General features: G+C 67.4%; 17 protein-coding genes and 7 pseudogenes. 15 read left to right on the plus strand and 9 right to left on the minus strand.

The genetic code is table 11. The annotated features are described in order from the left end of the window. Positions 1-104: 104 nt before the first annotated feature. A pseudogene (locus tag WH07_RS37505) lies at positions 105-475 on the minus strand (transposase); the annotation flags it as partial. 107 nt (positions 476-582) lie between these two features. Then, on the minus strand, positions 583-1533 hold the full coding sequence (locus tag WH07_RS14265) for a LysR family transcriptional regulator (RefSeq protein WP_046500235.1): 951 nt from the start codon (positions 1531-1533) through the stop codon (positions 583-585). Between the two features lie 193 nt (positions 1534-1726). Between WH07_RS14265 and WH07_RS14270 the strand changes: the two genes are divergently transcribed. The 4 genes and pseudogenes from WH07_RS14270 (at position 1727) to WH07_RS14280 (ending at position 4471) form a co-directional block, all read left to right on the plus strand. Beyond that, the gene (locus WH07_RS14270; RefSeq protein WP_046500236.1) at positions 1727-2350 is read left to right on the plus strand and encodes an NADPH-dependent F420 reductase; all 624 of its coding nucleotides are present in this window, start codon (positions 1727-1729) and stop codon (positions 2348-2350) included. A gap of 92 nt (positions 2351-2442) precedes the next feature. Then, positions 2443-3372 (plus strand): annotated as a pseudogene (locus WH07_RS14275) (SDR family oxidoreductase); the annotation flags it as partial. A gap of 24 nt (positions 3373-3396) precedes the next feature. Further along, entirely contained in the window at positions 3397-3768 is a 372-nt protein-coding gene (locus WH07_RS41110; protein ID WP_269801371.1) for a nuclear transport factor 2 family protein, read from the plus strand. Positions 3769-3811: 43 nt separating this feature from the next. Beyond that, a complete protein-coding gene (locus WH07_RS14280) occupies positions 3812-4471 on the plus strand; it encodes an NADPH-dependent F420 reductase (RefSeq protein WP_046500246.1) in 660 nt (219 codons plus the stop codon). 237 nt (positions 4472-4708) lie between these two features. On the opposite strand, the pseudogene WH07_RS41755 reads toward WH07_RS14280, so the two are convergent. Beyond that, positions 4709-6339: pseudogene (locus WH07_RS41755) on the minus strand (ISAzo13 family transposase). Positions 6340-6535: 196 nt separating this feature from the next. Here WH07_RS41755 and WH07_RS41760 point away from each other — a divergent pair. Then, the gene (locus WH07_RS41760) at positions 6536-6880 is read left to right on the plus strand and encodes an alcohol dehydrogenase catalytic domain-containing protein (RefSeq protein WP_079023216.1); all 345 of its coding nucleotides are present in this window, start codon (positions 6536-6538) and stop codon (positions 6878-6880) included. A gap of 57 nt (positions 6881-6937) precedes the next feature. Beyond that, positions 6938-7297: a zinc-binding dehydrogenase gene (locus WH07_RS14290; RefSeq protein WP_046500237.1), complete on the plus strand. Its 360-nt coding sequence runs from the start codon at positions 6938-6940 to the stop codon at positions 7295-7297. 33 nt (positions 7298-7330) lie between these two features. Here WH07_RS14290 and WH07_RS14295 read toward each other — a convergent pair whose 3' ends face one another. Then, a complete protein-coding gene (locus WH07_RS14295; RefSeq protein ID WP_046500238.1) occupies positions 7331-7576 on the minus strand; it encodes a type 2 periplasmic-binding domain-containing protein in 246 nt (81 codons plus the stop codon). Here WH07_RS14295 and WH07_RS14300 point away from each other — a divergent pair. Beyond that, positions 7575-8399: a hypothetical protein gene (locus WH07_RS14300; protein WP_052744378.1), complete on the plus strand. Its 825-nt coding sequence runs from the start codon at positions 7575-7577 to the stop codon at positions 8397-8399. The two genes, WH07_RS14295 and WH07_RS14300, sit on opposite strands and share 2 nt — an antisense overlap. A gap of 21 nt (positions 8400-8420) precedes the next feature. Here WH07_RS14300 and WH07_RS14305 read toward each other — a convergent pair whose 3' ends face one another. Further along, a complete protein-coding gene (locus WH07_RS14305; RefSeq protein ID WP_046500239.1) occupies positions 8421-9161 on the minus strand; it encodes an NUDIX hydrolase in 741 nt (246 codons plus the stop codon). On the opposite strand from WH07_RS14305, the gene WH07_RS41120 reads away from it, so the two are divergent. The 7 genes and pseudogenes from WH07_RS41120 (at position 9149) to WH07_RS39740 (ending at position 15514) form a co-directional block, all read left to right on the plus strand. Then, positions 9149-9490, plus strand: coding sequence for a hypothetical protein (locus WH07_RS41120; RefSeq protein ID WP_232788886.1), 342 nt, complete (start codon positions 9149-9151; stop codon positions 9488-9490). The two genes, WH07_RS14305 and WH07_RS41120, sit on opposite strands and share 13 nt — an antisense overlap. A gap of 876 nt (positions 9491-10366) precedes the next feature. Then, positions 10367-11665, plus strand: coding sequence for a PP2C family protein-serine/threonine phosphatase (locus WH07_RS14310; protein ID WP_046500240.1), 1299 nt, complete (start codon positions 10367-10369; stop codon positions 11663-11665). Between the two features lie 227 nt (positions 11666-11892). After that, positions 11893-12704: pseudogene (locus WH07_RS38825) on the plus strand (IS5 family transposase). Between the two features lie 297 nt (positions 12705-13001). Continuing rightward, a complete protein-coding gene (locus WH07_RS14315) occupies positions 13002-13274 on the plus strand; it encodes a hypothetical protein (protein WP_046500241.1) in 273 nt (90 codons plus the stop codon). Positions 13275-13899: 625 nt separating this feature from the next. After that, positions 13900-14226, plus strand: coding sequence for a hypothetical protein (locus tag WH07_RS14320; protein ID WP_046500242.1), 327 nt, complete (start codon positions 13900-13902; stop codon positions 14224-14226). Positions 14227-14243: 17 nt separating this feature from the next. Then, positions 14244-15137 carry an SDR family oxidoreductase gene (locus WH07_RS14325; protein ID WP_046500243.1) on the plus strand — a complete coding sequence of 298 codons (894 nt, stop codon included), beginning with the start codon at positions 14244-14246 and terminating at the stop codon, positions 15135-15137. Positions 15138-15352: 215 nt separating this feature from the next. Beyond that, complete coding sequence (locus WH07_RS39740; RefSeq protein WP_157877341.1) at positions 15353-15514, plus strand: hypothetical protein; 162 nt, start codon at positions 15353-15355, stop codon at positions 15512-15514. Between the two features lie 86 nt (positions 15515-15600). On the opposite strand, the pseudogene WH07_RS37525 reads toward WH07_RS39740, so the two are convergent. The 3 genes and pseudogenes from WH07_RS37525 to WH07_RS14335 all read right to left on the minus strand — a co-directional run bounded on the left by WH07_RS37525 (position 15601) and on the right by WH07_RS14335 (position 18428). Further along, positions 15601-16203 (minus strand): annotated as a pseudogene (locus tag WH07_RS37525) (flavodoxin family protein). Positions 16204-16272: 69 nt separating this feature from the next. Then, positions 16273-17242, minus strand: a pseudogene (locus WH07_RS14330) (zinc-binding dehydrogenase); the annotation flags it as partial. A gap of 166 nt (positions 17243-17408) precedes the next feature. Continuing rightward, positions 17409-18428 (minus strand): iron-containing redox enzyme family protein, encoded by a 1020-nt coding sequence (locus tag WH07_RS14335; RefSeq protein ID WP_232788889.1) that lies wholly within the window; start codon positions 18426-18428, stop codon positions 17409-17411. Between the two features lie 353 nt (positions 18429-18781). Between WH07_RS14335 and WH07_RS14340 the strand changes: the two genes are divergently transcribed. Continuing rightward, on the plus strand, positions 18782-19387 hold the full coding sequence (locus WH07_RS14340) for a lytic polysaccharide monooxygenase auxiliary activity family 9 protein (protein WP_046500244.1): 606 nt from the start codon (positions 18782-18784) through the stop codon (positions 19385-19387). A gap of 325 nt (positions 19388-19712) precedes the next feature. Here the strand turns inward: WH07_RS14340 and WH07_RS14345 are convergent. Further along, positions 19713-20583, minus strand: a pseudogene (locus WH07_RS14345) (IS5 family transposase). Positions 20584-20879 lie beyond the last annotated feature (296 nt).

The following is a 20879-nucleotide window of genomic DNA, read 5'->3' on the forward strand; positions in this document are numbered from 1 at the left end:
AGCCCCACCGCAGACCAACAAGATCGCAAAGTCACACTGGAGTACTAACTAGCCCACGGCATCGGTCACCAGAGCGCGCAGTCGCCGCCAGCAGATGAATGCTTCACGCCGAGGTCCCAGACGAGACGGCGGTACTTGTCATGGTCGTAGCCGCGATCACCCAGCACCACATCGGGGCGGCGACAGGGCCGACCCCGCTTGCCCCGCACCGGCGGCACGGCCTGCAGGAGTGGGATGAGCTGGGTGACGTCGTTGCGGTTGCCGCCGGTCAAGGTGGCGGCGAGCGGGATACCGGTGGCATCGGCGATCAGATGATGTTTGCTGCCCGCCCTGCTACGGTCGACGGGGCTTCGTCCCGTCTTGGGGCCCCTTTTAACGCCCGGATGTGGGAGCCGTCGACCGCCGCCCGGGAGAAGTCCAGGGCGTTCGCGCTGCGGAGCCTGCCAAGGAGGGCCTCGTGCAGTCGGGGCCACACACGGCCGCATCAGTCACTCGGCGACCGAACACCGCGGCACGCCTACCTCAAGTCGTAGCGGCCATCCCGACTAACGTTCCCGTCCTGGATTCCCCCTCTGGGCGGGGCTAATGGGACAGCCGCTCATCCGCGAGCCGACGAACTGCTCGACCGGTGCTTGAAACGACATCGCCTCCACGTTGCCACATTTCATAGTTCCCGCATTCTGCTGTAATTTCGGCCGCTGCCTGAGCTGCGGTGAAGAAGTCTTCGGCCATAGGCGAGAGGTGCGATGCCGCCATCGCGAGGCACACCTGATCGGGCGCCAAATCCGGGACGGGCACGTAAACGACGTCCGGATGTGAGTAGAACACGGTCGCTGAACGGGCCAGGAACGAGATGCCCCGGCCGGCCGCGACATGCTCGAGCGTTTCGTCCACCCCGCGGACCAGGTACCCGGCGTTAGGGTGCGGGCGCTTGGTGGGCTGCGTGCTCGTGTCTGCATGCCAAACCAGCGGCTCGCCGGCCAGGTCGGCCTCGGTGGCTTCTTCCTTGCCTGCCAATCGGTGGCCGGCGGGCAGCACCGCCACCCGAGGCTCGGGGTAGAGCGGGGCGACGCGTAGGCCGGCCTCGTCGATGGGTAGCCGCACGTAGCCGATGTCGATGCGGCCGTCGAGCAGCATCGGGGCCTGCTCGTCGGCTTCGATGCGTTGCACGTCGACCAGAACGTCCGGGTGCCGGGTGGCGAACTGTTGTACCGCCGGGGCGACCGCGATGCCTGCCCGGAAGCCGACCATGAGCCGCTGGCTGCCCCGCGCGGCCACGCTCACCCGGCGGCGGGCCGCGTGCGCGGAGGCCAGCAGCGGACCAGCGTCGCTCAGCAGCTGCCTGCCGGCGTCGGTCAGCACCACCCCATGGCTGTCCCTGGTCAGCAGCGGGGTGCCGAGATCCTTTTCCAGCGCGCGGATCTGTCGGCTGAGTACCGGCTGCGCGATGTGCAGCTGCTCGGCGGCGCGGCCGAAGTGCAGCTTCTCGGCGACGGCGACGAAGTAGCGCAACTTGCGCAGGTCCAGATCCACGGTGCCTCCCGATCCGGCGATGCCTCCAGGGTATCGCAACTGCTGAAAGAGGTCTTGGACAGCCACTCAGGCCGATGGCAATCATGGAATCGAGCGTCATCCAGGCGCCTTATTTGACGGCGTCGACGACACAACCGTCTCACACGGCGAGGTCGGCAAGGGCGTTCTATCCGACTCCAGAAAGCAGCACACCATGAGCAGCATCAGCATCATCGGCCTGGGGGCCATGACCCGCGCCATAGCCACCCGCGCGGTCGAGGGCGGCAATGCCGTCGAGGTCATCGGCCGCGACGCGGCCAAGGCGAAAGACCTGGCCGCCGAGCTTGGCGGCGGCGCCACGGCGGGGACACTCGGCACCACCCCGGCCGGCGACCTCGTCATCCTCGCCGTGCCCTACGCCAGCGCCGTGCCGATCGTCGCCCAGTACGGAGACGCGCTCGCCGGCAAGGTCCTCATCGACATCACCAACACCTCCAACTCCGACGCCACCGGGCTGGTCACCCCCGACGGCACCTCCGGTGCCCAGGAGATCGCCAAGGCCGCCCCGGCGAGCGCGCACGTCGTGAAGGCGTTCAACACCGTCTTCGGCCACATCCTGGCTCAGGGCGGCCCGCTGGACGTGCTTCTCGCCGGCAACGACGCGCAGGCCAAGACGAGCGTGTCGGCGTTGATCGAGACCCTCGGGCTGCGCCCGCTGGATGCCGGCGGCCTGGAGGTAGCGCGCTGGCTGGAAGGGGCGGGCCTGGTGATGATCAGCCTGGCCCGCCATGGCGTGGGGAACTTCAACTTCTCCCTCGGCGTCAACCTCGCCGGCTGAGCACACCCGCACCACCGCTTCTCGCGTCACATCACGGTCACTGATCTGCGATGCGAAAAGCAGCCTTCCACCTACTCTCGCAAGGAAAAGTTGTGCACGTTTTCGTTACTGGCGGGACCGGCCATACCGGTTCATACATCATCCCCGAGCTCATCGCCGCCGGGCACGAGGTCACCGGCCTGGCCCGCTCGGACACGGCTGCGACGGCGCTGTCCGCGCTCGGCGCGACGGTGCGTCGCGGCGATCTCGTGGATCTCGACGGGCTCAAGGAGGCGGCCGCGGACTCCGACGGCGTCATCCACGTCGCGCACAGGCAAGACCTGCTCCCCTCCGGTGGGATCGACGCCGTAGCCGCCGCCGAGGTCCCGATCATGCACGCCTACGGCGAGGCACTGGCCGGAACCGGAAAGCCGCTGGTCGCGGCTGGGAGTATCGGCTCGCCCGGAAACCTGGGACGACCGGCCGTCGAGGACGACCCGGCCCTGCCTAGCGGTGATGAGCACAAGGGCACCCTGCGGGCTCGTAACGTCGTGGAAAGGGCGGTGATCGGTCTCTCCGAGCGGGGAGTGCGGTCGTCGGTTGTGCGGATCGCCAACATCGCGCACGACACGACCGATCGTGCCGGCTTCCTTCCCCTGCTGATCGCGCTCGCGAGGGAGAAGGGTTTCGTCGGCTACCCCGGGGAGGGCACGAACCTGTGGACCGCCGTGCACGTCCGCGATGCCGCTTCCCTGTTCCGCCTGGCGCTGGAGAAAGGGCCAGCGGGCAACTACTGGCACGCGGTCGAAAACGGGGGAATCTCGTTCCGCGAGATCGCTGAGGCCATCGGCGGCCGCTTGGGCCTGCCTGTCGTGAGCATTCCCGCGGACGAGTTGATGACGCCTGGATATTTCGGCTTCCTCGCGAACGTCGTCACGCAGAGCTACCCGGCGTCCAACCTCATCACCCGGCGAACCCTCGGCTGGGGACCCACCCAGCCCGGCCTGCTCGCCGATCTGGACAATGGCCACTATTTTCCCACCGTCACCTCAACCGTCTACGACGATGTGGCCACGCTGAAGGAATTCGCTCAAGCCGGCGACAGGACCACGGCCCTCGAGATGGTCGACCAGGACGCGGTCTGGCGGGAGGCGGAGACGCTGCCCTGGGGCGGAGAGTGGCGAGGGCCCGATGGGTTTGCACGACTGACCCGCGAAATCGACACGTTGGCAGAACTAACCGTGCGCGGGCACGAAATCGTCCAAGCCGGCGAGGTAGTGGAGATGCGGCTCGACGCCGTGTTCACGTCCCGTAAGAGCGGGCGTCGACTGCCGATGAAAGTTGTGGAGCACTATCGGGTGCGGGAAGGCAAGATCTATGGCGCGGACGCCTTCTACAAAGACACGCAGGCTGTCAACGACCTGGTCAGACACGGCTGACTCGCTTAACCGCCACCTGACGACGGGAGTTCCAATGACGACTGTGGGATTCATCGGCAGCGGCAACATCGGCACGACCGTCGCACAGCTCGCCGTCGATGCCGGGCACCAAGTCGTGCTCAGCAACTCGCGCGGTCCAGACACGCTTGCAGAGACGGTTGCGCAACTGGGGCTGCGGGCGTCCGCGGCGACGAGCGAGGAGGCCGCAGCGGCTGGTGACATCGTCGTGATCTCGGTGCCGGTCAAGTCGTTCCCTCATCTGCCCGCCGCGCCACTGGCCGGCAAAACGGTCATCGACACGTGCAACTACGGCCCCGAGCGTGACGGACACATCCCCGAACTCGACAGCAACGCGCTCACCTCAAGCGAACTGCTGCTGCGACACATCCCGGACGCCATGCTCGTGAAAGCGTTCAACAACATCTTCTACAAACACCTGCTGTCACTTGCCCGCCCAGCAGGGGCGGCCGGCCGCTCGTTCCTGCCAATCGCCGGGGACTCCACTCAGGCAAGGGCGGCCGTGACCAAGTTCATCGACTCGATCGGGTACAGCGTCGTGGACGCGGGACCGCTGACCGACAGCTGGCGGCAGGCGACGGGCACGCCGGTGTGGGGCACCCCGTACGGGCCGTACTCGAACGAGAAGGGCCAGCCGGCCGGCGAGGACGCCATTCGCGCGGCACTGACTGCCGCAGCGCGGTAACCGCAGGTGGACGCGGCTCGCGGTGTTGGCCCGATCGCGTACCGGTGATCGGCCTGCACCGCGGAGTCGCCAGCAAACGTAGACGATCACTGAAGCACCCTGTGTCCAGGCAATGGGTCGACTCGATGCCCTTACTGCGTTCCGCAGACCTCACGGTGACGGCGCGTTGCGCGCAAGTGAGGTCTCAGGGTTGGCCCTGCCAGTCGCTTGACAGAGAGGGTAAGGGCTCGCAGAGCATCAACATGCGGGTTTGATCTTCCTCGGGGTCTGGCTGCCGTATGCGTCGAGGTGGGTGGCCACGTCCGTCGGGGTGCGGAATCTGGCGGTTGGGGGCGGGATCGCGTGCTCGGCCAGGAGTGGCCGCACCTCTTGGACGGCCCGCGTGAGTGTGCTTCCGGCGACGCCGAAGAGCCGGGCGGGCAGGGCACGGGTGCCGATTTTGCGGAGGCAGAGGACGGCGGCCGGGACCCGGTCCGCATCGGGGAGCTTGTCCTTGGCGCCCGCGCCTCGCGCGCGGAGTCGTTCACCACCGCGGCGTTCGTGGCGAAGCCGCTCACGTTGGTGTGCCGGCGCCGGGATCAATGAGCCGGCCAGTGCGTCCAGTTGCTCTATGGCCATGCTTGCCAGCTCCGGGTCGCGGAGCACAGAGGCATTGAGTCCGTTCGGGTGCCTGGGCTGCTCGGTGGTGATCACGGCGGCGGCTTGCGGTTCTTCCTCGCGGCCGTCGGCCGTTTGGAGCCCGATGGGGTGGAGCGTGCAGTTCCAGTCGCCGTGGAAACGGTGCCGGCTCATCGGCAGTGCGTCGATCTCGTCGTCGGTGACCTTTACGCCGGTGTCGTAGGTGCCCGGGTCGAGTTCGGCGTGGACTCTCAGTCCGGTGCGGGTGGTGGTTGCCGCGATGCTGTTCACGATCGCTTCGTGGCTGGTCAGCGGCCTGACGCGCCAATTCATGCTGATGTGGGAGAACAGCCGGTGCTCCACCTTGTTCCAGGCACGGGTGCGATAGCCGTTGGAGCCGCCCGCGTCGGCGGTGATCAGCAGACGGGCGGCGCGTGGGTAGCCGTGCCGGCCGACGGCCTGCCACCAGCGGCGGATCGAGGCCACCGCGAACGCGGCGGTGTCGTGGTCAGTACCAACGCTGACCCAGCCGGTGTTGGCGGCGATGCCGTTGATCCCGTACCGGGTCGCCCTGCCCGGCTCACCGCCGGTCCAGGAAGTCGTGCGTCTTGACCAGCACCGGCTCTCCCCTCGGGCCGCCACTGGCGTCCGCCGTTCTTGTAGTCGACGACCAGCTCCTTCTTCTTGGTGTCCACGCTGATCACCGGATTCCCGGCATCCATGTGGTCCTTGGCCTGGTCATTGATGTGGCGGAACTGGGCGTCGCGGTCGGGATGCTGAGTGCCTTCGATGGTCCTGGCGTTGGCCTGCAGGCTGAGGCCTTCCTCCCACAGCAGGTCCCCGACCGTGTCAGCGCTCACCTTGTGTCCCCTACGGGTGAGCTCGACCGCGAGATTCCGGGTCGACTTCGTCGTCCGGCGCAGCGGCGACATCGGATCCCCGCGCGCATCCGGCTCGACAAGTGTCAGCAGCGCGGGTCGCAGACCCGGATCCACGTCTGCGGCCTTCTTCCGCCCGCCGCCGGGCCGACGGACCCGCCCCAGAGGTTCCTCACCGGCCTCCAACTCGTCCATGCCCTTACGCACCGTTGTCTCACTGACCTCAGCCGCACGCGTGACCGCCCGGACCCCGCCATGTCCCAGGACCCGGGCCTCGGCCCCCATCAGCAGCCGCCGCTGCCGCTCCTCCAGTTGCGGGAACAACACCTCAAACTTCACGGCGAGTTGGTGACTCGACTCGGGGATACGCATACCACACCAACGAGCCAAATCGCGGGAAGCAACATGTTGATTCTCTGCAAGCCCTTAGCGGAATTTCACGCCCCGGAATGGTGGTGAATTCTCTGTGGTTTATGCCGGGCCGCAGCGGTGAAGCAGAGCAGAATTGTCACAGGATGTGCGAGGAATCTTGAGCCAGGACGCAACGAGAAATGAGCCGTGGCTCTGAATCGCATTCCCCGGTGAGGCGGCAGGAGCCGACCGTCCCTGCGCCTGCGAGCAGTGCGAGTACCGCACGACAGGCCGCGAGCAGTACTGCCACCAGCGCAAGATCACCGGTGAGTACGTCGACGGCGGATACGCCCAGTACGTGCTGTCCAACGCCGCCCACACCTACCACGTGCCCCAGGCGCTGGATCTCGCTGAGGTCGCTCCGCTGTTCTGCCCGGGCATCACGGCCTATGGTGCCGTACAGAAGCTCGACCTCGGGCCGGGCTCGACGTGGCGATCTTCGGGCTCGGCGGCGTGGGCCACATGGCGGTGCAGTTCGCCAGGCTCCCTGGCGCGGACGTGATCGCTGTGGGCCGCAGCGCGGACCACCTGCGCGTCGCGCAGGAACCGGGGGCCAGCCGTGGATACCACCACGGAAGACGTCGGTGAGGTCCTCGCGGACTCGGTGAATGCCGCGATCACCTTCGCTCCGTCCGATGCCGTCGCCGAGCAGGTCTTGAAGGCGCTTGTCTGGGGCGGGACTCTCGTGGCGGGTGTCCCTGTCACCGTGTCGGGCTTCCCGTTCAACAAGGAGCAGATCATCAAGGCCTCGCTTCTGGGCAATCGAGCACAGATGAACGAGGTGCTCGCCCTGGCCGCGGAAGGCAAGATTCGCCCTGTTGTGGACCGTTTCGCCATGTCGGAAGCACCCGAGGTTCTCGGTCTCCTGGCCGCGGGCGAGCTGCGCTCCCGGGCCGTCCTCGAAAACAGGGTCGGCTGAGGTGACTTCTCCCCGAGAGGGCCGGGGACAGGGTCAACTGATGGCCGTCGCTTGACCGTTCCTGACGTACTCGTCTCCGCTGATCCCGACGCGCAAGTCGTTCACCAGATCAGCGGCGACGAGCATGTCAGCAAACAACTTGGCGGTGTGCCCGGCCTCGGCACGGGTCACGAAGTGGACGGTCCACGTCAGGCTGGGATCGGGCATGGACCGACGAACCAACCCGTCAGCCTCCGGCTTCGCCGCGTAGGAGGCCGGACTGATCGCGGGACGGGCCATGGTCTACCGTATTCACTTCACCGCCCAGGACCTGGCGCGGACCCGCGTTGCCGAAACGCCCAGACCGCTGTTGGAACTGTCGGCCGCGATGGTGACGCTGCAGGGGCGGACCCGCCCCGTCCTGCTGGACGCCTGGCGGCAGCGCGCTTTTCCAGGGCTGTCCGGCCAAGCCCGGATGGCCCTGTCTCTCGTCCCGGTGCTCGGATGGTCTCCGGAATTTCTCTCGCCTGAGCAAGCCGGAACGCCCGAGGAAGTGCTGGAACAGGTACGCGCGACACCACCCCAGGAGGTGCACACGGAGTTGGCCGGGATCGCAGAGAAACAGCGCCTCCCTACGTGGGCTCGGTACTTGGCAGACGACACCGCTCTCCGCAAGGACCTCTATGACGGTCTCGGCCAGTTGCACACTCTTTTACTGGCCCCGTACTGGACTCAGATCACCGATCACTTCGCGGCTGACCGGCCCGTACGCATGCGGCACCTGCCCGGCGGCGGCGTGGAGCGCCTGCTGGCCCAGGCGAATCCGCGGTGGATGCGCTGGAACCCTCCGGTGCTCGAAATCCGGACAGTAATGAAGGAAGTCAGCCTCGACCTGCACCTGGAAGGCAGGGGTTTACTGCTGGTCCCCTCCGTATTTCTCACCAACTCCGCCAGCGTGTGGTCCGACGACGAGTCGCAACCCATCGTCACCTACCCCGTCAGCCACAACGACCCGCTGCACCGACTGACCTTTCTCACCCCCGGGCCAGTTGCGTCGAAGACCACTACCGCCGTGGCGGCACTGCTGGGCGGTGCGTGGCCGAACTCAACGAACGGGGCGTGACTTCCTCTCCGGCCTGTGACCTCAGCGGCGCCCGCAGAAGCGGCGGACGACCGGCTCCAGGTAGTCCGCGTGCGGACCGGCCAAAGCGGCCAGTTCATCCGGTGAACGCACCAGGGCGATGTCGTCGAGCTCAGGTTCACGGCCCTGAGCGCGCTCAGCTGCTGCGGCAGCGTCGAAGTCCGCGCGCAACGTTGCCTCAGGAACGTTCGGCGCCAGGTAGGTCAGGCCGACACTGCCGTTCTCACCGCGGGTGACCACCCACAGCTTCAGGTCCTCGAAGGCCGCACCGGTCCCCACCTCCTCGACCAGCTCCCGCGCGGCCTGGTCGGCCAGAGCCGACTCATCCAGCACTGCTCCGCCCTGGGGAGGCTCCACAGACCCCCCCGGCAACTGCCAGCGGCCCGGAGCGGCCGTAGAAGCCGACATCCTCGCCACCAGCAAACGGCCGTCGTCGGTCGGCTGGACAACGTTCACGAACAACGAGGGCAGCGCGGTGGCGCCGGGAACACGACGCAATGAGTAGTGCCGGTAGGTCACACGCACCCACGACAGACGCAGGACGCGCAGGCCTGTCCACACCAGTCCCCCACACGCCACCACCGGCCCGTCGAAGAGGGCGGGATTGGCCCGCACCGCCATGTCCCACACCCGGTCCCGGGCTTCAGCATCCCGGGGCGGCAGCGGCGGCTCGGCAGCTTCGGCCAGCAAGAGCCGTTCAACCTCGAAGAGGTCAACGCCCACGGGGAGCGATGTCTCGGTCACAGGCCCATCGTAGAACCCACTCCGACACGCCTCCCTCGCCGTCCGAGGCGGCTGGCCAACCACTTGGGGAACGCGAGCTGGGGGCCTGCACCCTCGTAGATGCTGCGGCGGCATACTGTCCGAATGAACCCGCGACTATCGGTGAACTCGCCGAAGCACGTATCGCCCGCTACCTCCGCGAGCAGGGCTACGCCTTCGAGGTCGAGCCGGAGTTCGACACGGGACGGCATCCCGACTGTCTGATCACCGCTGGTGAGCACGCCATCGTGGCGGAGGTGAAGGCGTTCGAGACGTACGGGATGTTCGCAAACGTGCCAGGCCAGGCGTGACGTGGTCGCTTGAAGCGCTCGGTCTACGGCCTGGAGCCGAAGCCGCTCGCGAGCGGTTCTCTCGGTATCTGTCAGCCCGCCGCCCTGCGTATACCTCACGCCCCCGGACTACGGGTGCCGAACGCCAGCTGTCAGGCGAACGGCCCCGGCATCAATCAAGTTCAGTAGCGGTTCCCGGCCCTCGTTTGTGCAACCAGCGCAGGACGCGGGCATCCAGCCGACGGCCTCGCACCTGCCACCGGCACCGAAAGGTTCACCGTGGGTGTGTCACCCGTGGGGCGATGCGCTTCCTGCGAAACCGAGTTCCCTCTGCGGCCCTGGTCTGGCCGTCCGAAGAGGTACTACAGCGTCACCTGCCGCAGCCGGGCCCAGCGTCAGCGTGACCAATACCACGAAGGACGGCTGTACAGGCAGCATTCGAGCAGCGGCACAGCAGAGTCCGGACATCGTCTGCTCGGGAAAATGGTGCGGGCGAAGCTGTGTTGCGCGCTCCCCAAGGGGCGCAAGGTCCGGGGACGTGCCGCTGTCGGCCAGTTTCCGTCCGAGCCCCCTTCCCGGGCGCCAGCGGCGATTCCAGGTTGGCCACAGCCGCGGGCGACGTCCGCCTGGCTGGCCATATGGATGAGGTGTTGCCCAGTCCCTGACACCTTTTGGCTGGAAAACCTTTCTGTCATGCCGTGGTCCTTTTGGTTTTCATCGCCAGGCCGGCGAGGTGTCTCGGGAAGCGCTCTTCCATGCCCACCCCATTGAGCCGGGGACGCAAGGAAGCGCCCACGGCGCAGAAGGCCCCGAAGCCGTCCGTCGCTGACGGCGCACTCAGGATGGTTTTTCCGCCGGATTGCCGGGCGGCGGAGGCGGAACGGGTAGGCGGCAGGTATGGATGACTTCGAAGTGGACGCGGCGTTGCAAGCGGCGTTGGACCGGCTCACGCTGCTGAACCAGGCCGCGGCGGTGCTCTCCAGCACGTTGGACGCGGTGGAGGGGCTGCGCCGGGTTTGCCGGGTTCTGGTGCCGGCGCTGGCCGACTGGTGCGTCGCGGACCTGGTGGACGACCAGGGCGGGGTGGAGCGGGTCAGTATCACGCATCGTGACGGCGAGGTCGATTCCTCCGGCCCGGCCCGGACACCCGCGGTGATGCCGCAGACGGCATCGGGGCCGCTGTCGCGGGTACTGCGCGGCGCCGGCCCGCTGTTGCTGTCGGCCGAGCAGGTGTTCGCGACCGAGGCGACTGGTGATCGGCTGCATGCGCTGGACCGCGAGTTGCTGGCGCGGTTGGGGGGCGAGACTCTGATCGTCGCGCCGCTGCGCGCCCGCCGCAGGGTGCTGGGGGCGCTGACCGTGGTCCGCGACACCGGCCGCGTGCCGCTGGATGAGGCCGATCGGGCGCTGCTCGAGGATCTGACGCACCGTATCGCGCTGGCGGTGGACAACTCCCGCCTGTACGCGGAAACCGAGGCCGTCGCGGAGCGCCTTCAGCGCTCCCTGCTGCCGGACCTGCCGGTCGTCGACGCCCTCCGTATCACCGCGCGCTACACGCCGGCGGCTGCCACTGCGCAGATCGGCGGGGACTGGTACGACTCCTTCGCCCTCCCGCAAGGGGACACCACGCTGATCATCGGTGATGTCACGGGCCACGACCTGCGAGCAGCGGTGACCATGAGCCAGGTGCGGAACATGCTGCGCGGCATCGCCTGCGACCGCCAGGAGCCTCCAGGCATGATCCTGCGCCGCCTGGACACCGCGATCGGCGCACTGTACCCGCACCAGACCGCCACCTGCGTGTACGCACTGCTCAAGGGTCCAGAGGGTGGCCCCTACCATCTCGAGTGGTCACGGGCCGGACACCCGCCGCCGCTGCTGATCAGCGCCGAAGGCGATACCCGCTACCTGGAAGGCGCTCACGGTATGCTCCTCGGCGTTGACCCCCAGGCCACCCGCGACAGCGCCAGCACACCTCTGCCGCCGGGCAGCACCTTGCTGCTGTACACCGACGGGCTGATCGAGCGCCGGGGCGAGCCCCTGAACCACAGCCTGACCCGGCTGCGTCAGCACGCCGCCGCTCTGGTTGAGCAGGATTTGGAAGTCTTGTGTGACGAACTACTGGCCGGCCTGGCCGCCGACTCCCACGACGACGTGGCCCTGCTGAGCCTGCGCCTGCCTCCGCGCAGTGGCTGAACCCGGCCGCGCCGCGAGTCAGCCGGAACACCTGAGCCCAGCGGAGGCGAAGCCCGGGCCGCCGCTGACTGGCGACTGAGAGGGAGTCGGCGTGCGGACCGGGCAGAAGCGGTCCCTCAATACCAGCCGCATGTCTGCTTTATCGGTAACCAAGCTACGCTTCTGTGCCGTCCGGCGCACGAAAGGGCCTTAACCCATGCTATGGGGAGCTGCTCGTTGAGTTCGGCATGGGGCGCGGCAGGTGGAGTTGGATTGTTCCGGACGGATTGTGGGAGATCGCGGAGCCGTCGGTCCCGCCATCGAAGGTGCACCCCCAGAACGTGGGACACAGGGCACGCCCGATGAGGCGCCGTTCGCCGCGATCATCTATGTACTGGTGAGTGGTTGTGCCTGGCGGGCGTTACCGCCGTGCTTCGGAATCTCGAAGTCCACAGCTCATCGCCGGTTCGTGATCTGGTCCGGGGCCGGCCTTTGGGGCCGGCTGCACTAGGCCGTTATCGACAGGATCGGCGAATGCGGCCTGCTCGATCTCCGGCGTGGTCCTCGACTTTGCCCACGTCCGGGCCAAAAAAAGGGGCGAAATCACCGGCCCGTCGCCCGTGGACCGGGGCAAACCGGGTTCCGAGATGCACATCCTGTCGGACGCGAACGAGCTGTCCCTGGTCGTCGGCGTCTCCGTTGCCAACGCCCATGACGGCCTCGGTGTGAAGCCCATGGTGGCCGGTCTCCAAACGAGACACGCCCCCGAAAACGGCTGCACTACAAGCCCGGCAAGCTGCACGCGGAGAAAGCATACGGCGTACCTGACCTGCGTAAATGGCTGCGTGGAAGACACATCGGAGTCCGCATTGCCCGCAAAGGCATTGAATCCAGCGAACGATTAGAACGCCGAAGGTGAGTCATCGAGCGCACGATGTCCTGGCTGTCGGCTATCGCCGACCTCAACCCCCGCTACGAACGTCACCCCCGAAACTACTTGGTGTTCCTCGGCCTCGCCGCAGCACTCTGCTGCTACAAACGAGTCCGCCTCACCACATAGGACACGGTCTTATCCTGCGGCATGGGGCCTTTCCCGGGGCAAGACCGGAAGCGGTCCGCAGCCCGGACCGCCGATCTGCTGTCAGGACCCGGCCAGGCCGTTCGGCGACGTCCGTCGGCGCCCCGACTCCCGGATCGGTCATCCCGCGTACGGCTCCAGGGCACTGTCCTGTTCGTTGACGTACGCGGTGCCAGCTGCCGGGGCAGGAGTCTGCTCAGATTTCCGGGGTGCGGCCGGGCGTATTCGGGGTCACGGTGGAGTGAAGAGACGTTTCAACCTTTCAGCCCGGGAGATGTCATGATCAAAATGCTGCACGAGAAGGGCCTGCGCAGTGAGCACCTCTACACGGCCGGCGTCATATCGATAGGACTGGCGATCGCTTCGTGGGCCGGATCCATGAAGTACGAGCCGATCGGCGGGTTGGCTCGCGCTGACCGGTGGGGGATCTTCGTAGGCGAGTGGGCCCCCACGTTCTTCGGGATGGGACTGGCCCTGTCCCAGTACGAGCAGATGGAGAACGAGGCGGAGATCCTGCGGGAAGAGATACCGCGCGATCTCTCACGTCTCTGATTCAAAAGCCCCTGCATCGTGATCGCCGCTAACCAATTGCGGCGTGGTTCCTCGGAGCCCAAGGAGTCCACTGGGCCGGGCCCCGAATTTGACCCTTGCGGCGGGGTGCGTACGTGACCTGGACTTCACCACGCTGGGTCGGCGCACCGGGCCGGTGCGGCGTCCGTGTTCTCAAGCTCGCTGGCGATGGTTATGGGGCCGTTGTTTTTGTGTCCTGGCTGGTTCAGCCGATCAGCACGGTCGTCGCCTACAACGAGACGCAGTTGTACCTGCTTTTATCAGTTGGAGCGCCTACTGAGGGGCACCGATACCGGTGCGGAGGGCTGAGGGCCGCGTCCGCCTGCGTTGCGACCGACAACCAGTGGCGAGGGTGAGCAAAGCATTCCAAAGCGCAGGTCGGCCTCTTGCCGGCCCCAGCCTGTGAGCTGCTGACAATTGGCGGTTGCCCGCCGTGCAGAGGCCGCTTCATTCATCGGCTCGGGCAGGGCGGCGGGACCGAGGATGCGCAGTGAGAATGGGCGGAGCGACCGGCGGATGGATGTGAGCCCCGTGATTCGCGGGTACGTGCCCCTTGTGGAAACTTTCGGTTCACGACGGGCCGAACGCGAATGCGAGGAGGAATGTCATGCCGCGTGGTTCGAGTCCCAAGCGGGAGCGTCAGTACGAGCACATCAAGGAGAGCGCAGAGGAGCGCGGAGAGTCCGAGGGCCGGGCGAAGGAGATCGCGGCGCGCACCGTGAACAAGGAACGTGCCCGGGCGGGCGAGTCGAGGACGGCGAGCCGGACATCGGTCCGGGACCCGAAGTCCGCGTCCCAGCGTGGCGGGCAGCGCTCCCACACCGGCGCCCAGGGGCCGACGAAGGACCAGCTCTACGCCGAGGCGCGTAAGCGCGGTGTGGAAGGCCGCTCGACCATGACCAAGGAAGAGCTCGCCAGGGCCCTCGGCCGCTGACCCCCACGGGAGACTCCATGACAGCGCGTGTTGAAACCGGCTCGCAGGATCCCACGACGAAGCATCCCCGGCCGGAGTTCCCCCAGCAGGATCAGGAGCACCCGGGGTGGTCGGGCCCCATGGACCCGCCGCCCGATCACGGGGAGACCTCGTACCGCGGCCATGGGCTGCTGGAGAACCGTAAAGCCGTGGTGACGGGCGGGGACTCAGGTATCGGCAGGGCGGTGGCGGTGGCCTACGCCCGCGAGGGCGCCGATGTGCTCTTTACTCATCTCGCGGAGGAGCGGGACGAGGCCGACGAGACCGCACGCCTGGTGGAGGATGCCGGACGCAAGGCGGTCTCCGTTGTCTGTGACATTCGCGAGGAGCGGCAGTGCCGGGCGCTCGTCGAACGGGCCGTGGCCGAGTTCGGGCGGATCGACATCCTGGTCAACAACGCCGCTTATCAGATGTCGCAGCCGGACGGTATCGACGCCATCTCGACGGAACAGTTCGACCGGGTGGTGCGCACGAATCTTTACGGCATGTTCTGGCTGTGCAAGATGTCGCTTCCGCATATGGCGAAGGGCGGATGCGTGATTAACTCCGCCTCGGTACAGGCGTACAAGCCCAGTCCGCACCTCCTGGACTACGCGATGACGAAGGGCGCCATCGTCACCTTCACCCAGGGCCTGGCGCAGATGGTGGCCCAGGATGGTATCCGGGTCAACGCCGTCGCCCCCGGCCCCGTGTGGACCCCCTTGATACCGGCGACGCTGCCCGACACCGCGAACTTCGGCAAGCAGTCACCCCTGGGCCGTCCCGCACAGCCGGCCGAGATGGCCCCCGCCTATGTCTTCCTCGCCTCGCCCCAGGCGAGCTACATCACAGCGGAGATCGTCAACGCGACCGGTGGCGTACCGCTCCCCTGAGGATTCTGCGCGGCCCCTACCCCTCAGTCCGCCGCTCGTTGTCGGAGGAACGCCGACTCGTCTGGGTTGATTGTGTGGCCGTTGCCGGGTCCCGCCATGGCCTGGGAGGTCCATGGCCGGGCCCCTGGACCGCCACGCCGCGCAATGGTGTCCGGTGGTGCTTCGGGTAGGGGAGCGGTCACGATGAGAGGTGTGCCTGTTGCTGAGGGAGGGCCATCGGCGGCTGGGCTGGCGCGGAGTCGGTCCTCGACACCGCGGGAATCCCAGCGGACGCTCCCGGCGTGGTGCGAGGTTCCGACGGCCACGGCGCGCTGGAGCAGATCACCCGGCTTCTCGGGCGCCACCGTGTGTGGGAACGGTTCCCGGTCGGCATCTGATACATCCGGAAGCGGCCCTGGGCGCCAGTGCGTCGAAGGCCGACCGTGTCCCTCCGCGGCGTGCGTTTGGCCCGTCCCCCCTCTGCTCAGCTTGGTGGATAGGGCGCCTTGGCCAGGACCCGCGCGAGGTGGGCGGCGTTGACAGCAAGGGTGCGTGTCGTTGTGGCGGGTACCTGACGGCGTCTCGTCGAGGTCCTGGTAGTCGGTGCCGTGCTGCGCTTCCCCCCACCCAGTACGTGACGGCCCCGGGGCGAGCGTGAAGCCGAGGTCGTTCAGCCCCTGGAACAGATCGGCGCTCACCTTGTGAGCGCGGTCCTCGTTGCCGACAACAGCGGTGGCGGCGACCTTCCCGTAGGGCAACTGCCTGCTTTGCACGTCGGTTTCGGAGATATCGGTGTTCAGACGTTCCAGTACACGCTGGCGCAGGCTGGATGGGTGGCCGAGCCAGATGGGGGTGGAGAGGAGCAGGATGTCGGCAACCATCAGCTTCGCTCGCAGGCGGGGCCAGTCGTCCCCCTCGCCCATGCCCCGGGCGGCTCCGGGTCGTGTGTCGTAGTCGGCGACGCGCAGATTTTCTGCCTCGACTCCGAGGCCCGCCAGTTCGGTCATTACCTGCTCCGCGAGGAGGTGGCTGCTGGAGTTTCCAGGGGACGGGTCAGCGTGCAGACGAGGGCCACGGCACGGGTCATGAACGCTCCTGGGGCTGAGGCGATCAATGCGGCGTCGGGAGCGCCTACTGGAGTATGGTCAGGGAGTCTCAAAATCGTTTTGATCAGGCCGTCGCTCTTGGCCTGGAAGGTCTTGTACGCCTGCGGACCCTCCCCCTCCTCCAGGGGCAGCGTGTGCGTGGCGAAGCCGTCCACTCCGAGCACGTCTTCCTCGTTGAGGAGCGGCAGGATGTCGTTGACCCAGCGTTTGACGTTCGCCTGACCCATGCGCAACTGGATCTGCTTGTCGAACATGGTGAGCATCGGGACGGGGTCGACGGCGCCTCCGTAGACTCCGACGACCGAGACCGTGCCGCCGCGTCGGACGGCGTCGACAGCGGTGTTGCCACCATCTGTCCACGCCTGCGCGGCCCATCAGCTTCTCGCCCAGCGTGTCGGGCAGCAGGCCGACGAACCGCTGCGTGGCCTTGGTGAAGGGCGCGCCGTGCGCTTCCATGCCGACGGCCTCGATGACGGCGTCGGTGCCGCGTCCGTCGCTGAGCCGGCGGATCTCATCACCGACGTTCTTTCCGTGTTCGTTCAGATCGATGGTGTGTACGCCCCGGGCCCGGGCCCTGGCCAGCCGTTCGGGTACGAGATCGACACCGATGACCTGGCCCGCACCGCGGTGAAGGGCGATCCGGGCCGCCATGTCGCCAATCGGACCGAGTCCGAGCACGGTGACGCTGCCGCCTGGCGGAATGTCGGCGTAGACGACGGACTGCAACGCGGTGGGCAGGACGTCGGAGAGGTAGAGGAACCGCTGATCGGGTGGCCCGTGCTCCACCTTGACCGGCAGCGTGTTGCCGAACGGGACCCGCAGCAGCTCCGCCTGGCCGCCGGGCACCTGGCCGTAGAGCTTGGAGAAGCCGAAGAGCGAGGCCCCCATTCCCCGGTCCTTGACCTGCGTGGTCTCGCACTGTGAGTGGAGTCCCTGTTCGCACATCCAGCACGTACCACAGGAGACGTTGAACGGCACCACCACCCGGTCCCCCACCGACACGGCTGTGACGCCGGGCCCGTCTCCACCTTGCGGTATTCCGCTATCAGACCCAGAGCGGATACGGCCCCATCCGTCGGTGCTCCTCTCCGTGGTGACGACGACTGCCCCTGCGGCCAGGCGCGCGTTCCGGACGCCGGACGGGCTCCCGGTGCGGTCGTCCGCGCGAGGACGGGTCGCCCGTGGGTCAGGTGGTCCGCAGGGCGGAGCGGCCGGTCCGCCAGGCGTCGAGCAGGCGGGCGCCCAGCCGGTTCTCCAGGAACACGGTGGCGTCCGCGCCGAAGGCCACGTCGGCCTCCAGACGCGGCTCGTTGGCGAGCAGTCCGCCGATCACCTCGCGCCGTACGATTTGCTCGTGCACCGCGTCGGCCTCCACATGCTCGACGTAGAACCGTTCGGCGGCGGGGCCGGCCTCCCTACGCCGCATCGCCGCCGCCAGCCGCCGGGAGCCGGGCGAGGAAGTGACCTCGACGCAGGCGAAGTGGCCGACGAGTGCTCCGCGCAGCGCCCGGCGCAGCCCGAACAGCGTCATCATGTTGACGGTGGCGAGCGCGTCGGCCGGCGCCGCGTCCAGGTAGTGGCCATAGCCGGTTTCCAGTCCCAGGTCCGTCATCAGGTCGGCGAAGAGTTCGGCGTGGACCCTCTCGGCCCGCCCGGCGCCGAACTCGTCGTACTCGACGGTGACCATGCCGGCCTTGGCCCGGCCGCGCAGCCGAGGGATCACCCAGGCGTGTGGATCTGCCTCCTTGAGGTGGTAGAGCGAGCGCAGCGCCGCATACTCGCGCAACTGCCAGAGTTCACCGTGGTGCTCCAGGTGGTACGCGACGCTGCCGCTGTGGTCGGTGGACTCCACCAGCAGTTCGCCGAATGCCTCGTCCGCGCTCCGACCTACGGGGACGTCGGCTCGCAACGCGTTGAGAAAGCGGTCCTCCACCGCCCGGCGCAGCGGCAACAGCGCGGGGTCCCACTCACGGTCCTCACCCACTCCCGCGAAGCCGCGGTAGTGCAGCTCGTAGAAGACGTACGGGGCGAGCTGCGCATCTTCGCCGTACGGGTCCGCCGCCGCGACCTCGCGCGCGTCGGGTGCGGCCCCGGCGGGCCTGGTGAGGGCGGTCAGCAGGCCGGCCGACAGCGGCCCGCGAGGTGCGGGCAGGGCGAGTCCGGTGCGAGTCCGGTCACTGGCGGTCGCCGTCACCACATAGGACACCGCCTTAGAGATCGTTTTCTCTCGATATTTTACGAAATGAGTGTTTAACTCCCGAGTGTTGGGTTGCGCTAGAAGGGGGTGGCATCGTCGGCCGGGCGCACCGGGCCAGGCTGCGTCCTCGTTTTCCGGTCCCGCGAACAATTCTGACGCCGGCTCGCGGCGGATTCCCTGCTTGCCACCCGCCCTTGTAATCAACTCCGTCTGCTTCATTGACATCTCGCTCGGAAGACCTATGTTTGGGAGCGCTCCCATAGCAGCCTTGCAACTGGAAGGAGTCCCCCACCATGCGCAAAAAGAGTCCGTTAACCGGGCGTTCGCGAGCGTCCCTCCGCCGGCCTCTCCAGGCGCTCGTCATGCTGTTCGCCGTGGCCGTCGGCGCTCTCACCTGGTCGGCCCCCGCCCAGGCTCACGGCACCGTCGTCGGCCCCGCCACCCGTGCGTACCAGTGCTGGAAGACGTGGGGCAACGACCACACGAACCCGGCCATGCAGACCCAGGACCCCATGTGCTGGCAGGCCTTCCAGGCCAACCCCGACACCATGTGGAACTGGATGAGCGCGCTCCGCGACGGCCTCGGAGGCCAGTTCCAGGCACGGACCCCCGACGGGACACTCTGCAGCAACAACCTCTCGAGGAACGCCAGCCTGGACAAGCCCGGACCGTGGAAGGCCACCACCATCGGCAACAACTTCTCGGTCCACATGTACGATCAGGCGTCCCACGGTGCCGACTACTTCAAGGTCTACGTGAGCAAGCAGGGCTTCAACCCCAAGACCCAGACCCTGGGCTGGAGCAACCTCGACTTCATCACGCAGACCGGCCGCTTCGCCCCGGCGCAGGACATCACGTTCCCTGTCCAGACCTCCGGCTACACCGGACACCACATCCTGTTCGTGATCTGGCAGGCCTCGCACCTTGACCAGGCCTACATGTGGTGCAGCGACGTGAACTTCGGCTGAGCCGCACAGCACCGCACACGGCACCGGCCTCTGCCGGGCGCCGGTAACCTGCCGCCCGGCAGACCGAGCCACGTCGGGGCAGGGGCCCCGATTGGTCACCCTGCCCCGACGGGGCTTCCTGCGTTCCTCACTTGACTCCGAAGCCCCTGTAGATCGTCAAGCGGCTGGAGATGTCGGGGATCTTGGATGGTCTGGCTCAACTGCCGCAGATCCGCCAGGACTTCGACCGGGGGATCTCGTTCTGGTCCAGGAAGGCCTGGAAGGCGGTCGGCGGTCTCGGCGAAGAGGGTCCCCCGTCGCTGAGAGACCGTTTTCTCTCGTTGCTTCATCCCGGTATATGTTTTTGATCCATTGGTGTCGGGTCGCGCCAGGAGAGGGTGGCCTCGCCGGTGAGGCGGCGGTCCACCAGGTCGCTCATGGCGAGGCGGATCATGGCTTCGCAGCGGTGCGGGTGGGCTTCGCAGCTGCGGACAAGGCGCCGGTGGAGCATCAGCCAGCCGTAGGTCCGCTCGACCGCCCACCGTTTCGGTATCGGGATGAAGCCCCTGGTCCCGGGGGTGCGAGCGGTGATCTTCATGTCGATGCCGGGGGTGGCGGCATGTTCGGCGAAGTGCTTGCGGCAGCCGCCATCGACCCAGACCTTGCGCAGGTCGGGGTGGGCAGCAGCGACCTGACCGAGCAGCTGGGGGCCGGCCACGGAGTCCTGAACGCCGGCCGCGGTGGCCAGCACCGCCGGCAGGAGGCCGAGTTTGCCGGTCGCGATGCTGCGCTTGCGGCCCACGATCTTCTTGGTGTTGTCCGTGCCGTGACTCGTGGCGGGCACGCTGGTGGAGGTCTTAACGCTCTGCGCGTCGATCACGCACGCCGACGGCTTCGTGTTCCGGCCCTCCTGCTGGCGCACCAACTCCCGCAACAGGCCGTTGAGCTGGGCAAAGATGCCGTCGGACTGCCACTTGGCAAAGTAGCCGTAGACCGTGTTCCAGTGCGGGAAGTCATGCGGCAGGCAGCGCCACTGCCCCCCCCGTGCGGTCCACGTACGAGATCGCGTTCATGATCTCGCGCAGGTCGTGCTCGGGTGGCCGCCCGAAGTCCAGGGCCCGGCCCCGGCGTTCGGAGCGCCAGGCGGACAGCACCGGCTCGATCAGCGCCCAGCGGGCATCAGGCAGATCACTCGGGTATGCACGACGGTCGGCCATGCCCTGGACGTACCGCCGGTCGGGGGCGTGCGCCCAGGCGTGCGGTCTGCCGGACTGAAGCACGGAACAGATACGGACGTCCTGGAATGAGACAGGCGCAGGCCGTCTTCTGCCCCAGCTGTCACATCACCCGCCTCTGCAAGCAACTCCAATCCGGCTTGACCCACCCGCACCAGATCATCAGCGGACGCAATACCGCAGATAGCGCCGCACTGCAGATGAAAACGACCTCTTACTGATCTTTTCGTAAGTTCGGTGGGTGTGCTGGCCTTGCGAGTGGGAGGCTGTCGGGGTGG

The sequence above is a fragment of the Streptomyces odonnellii genome, from assembly GCF_000981895.1.
Lineage (GTDB): Bacteria > Actinomycetota > Actinomycetes > Streptomycetales > Streptomycetaceae > Streptomyces > Streptomyces odonnellii.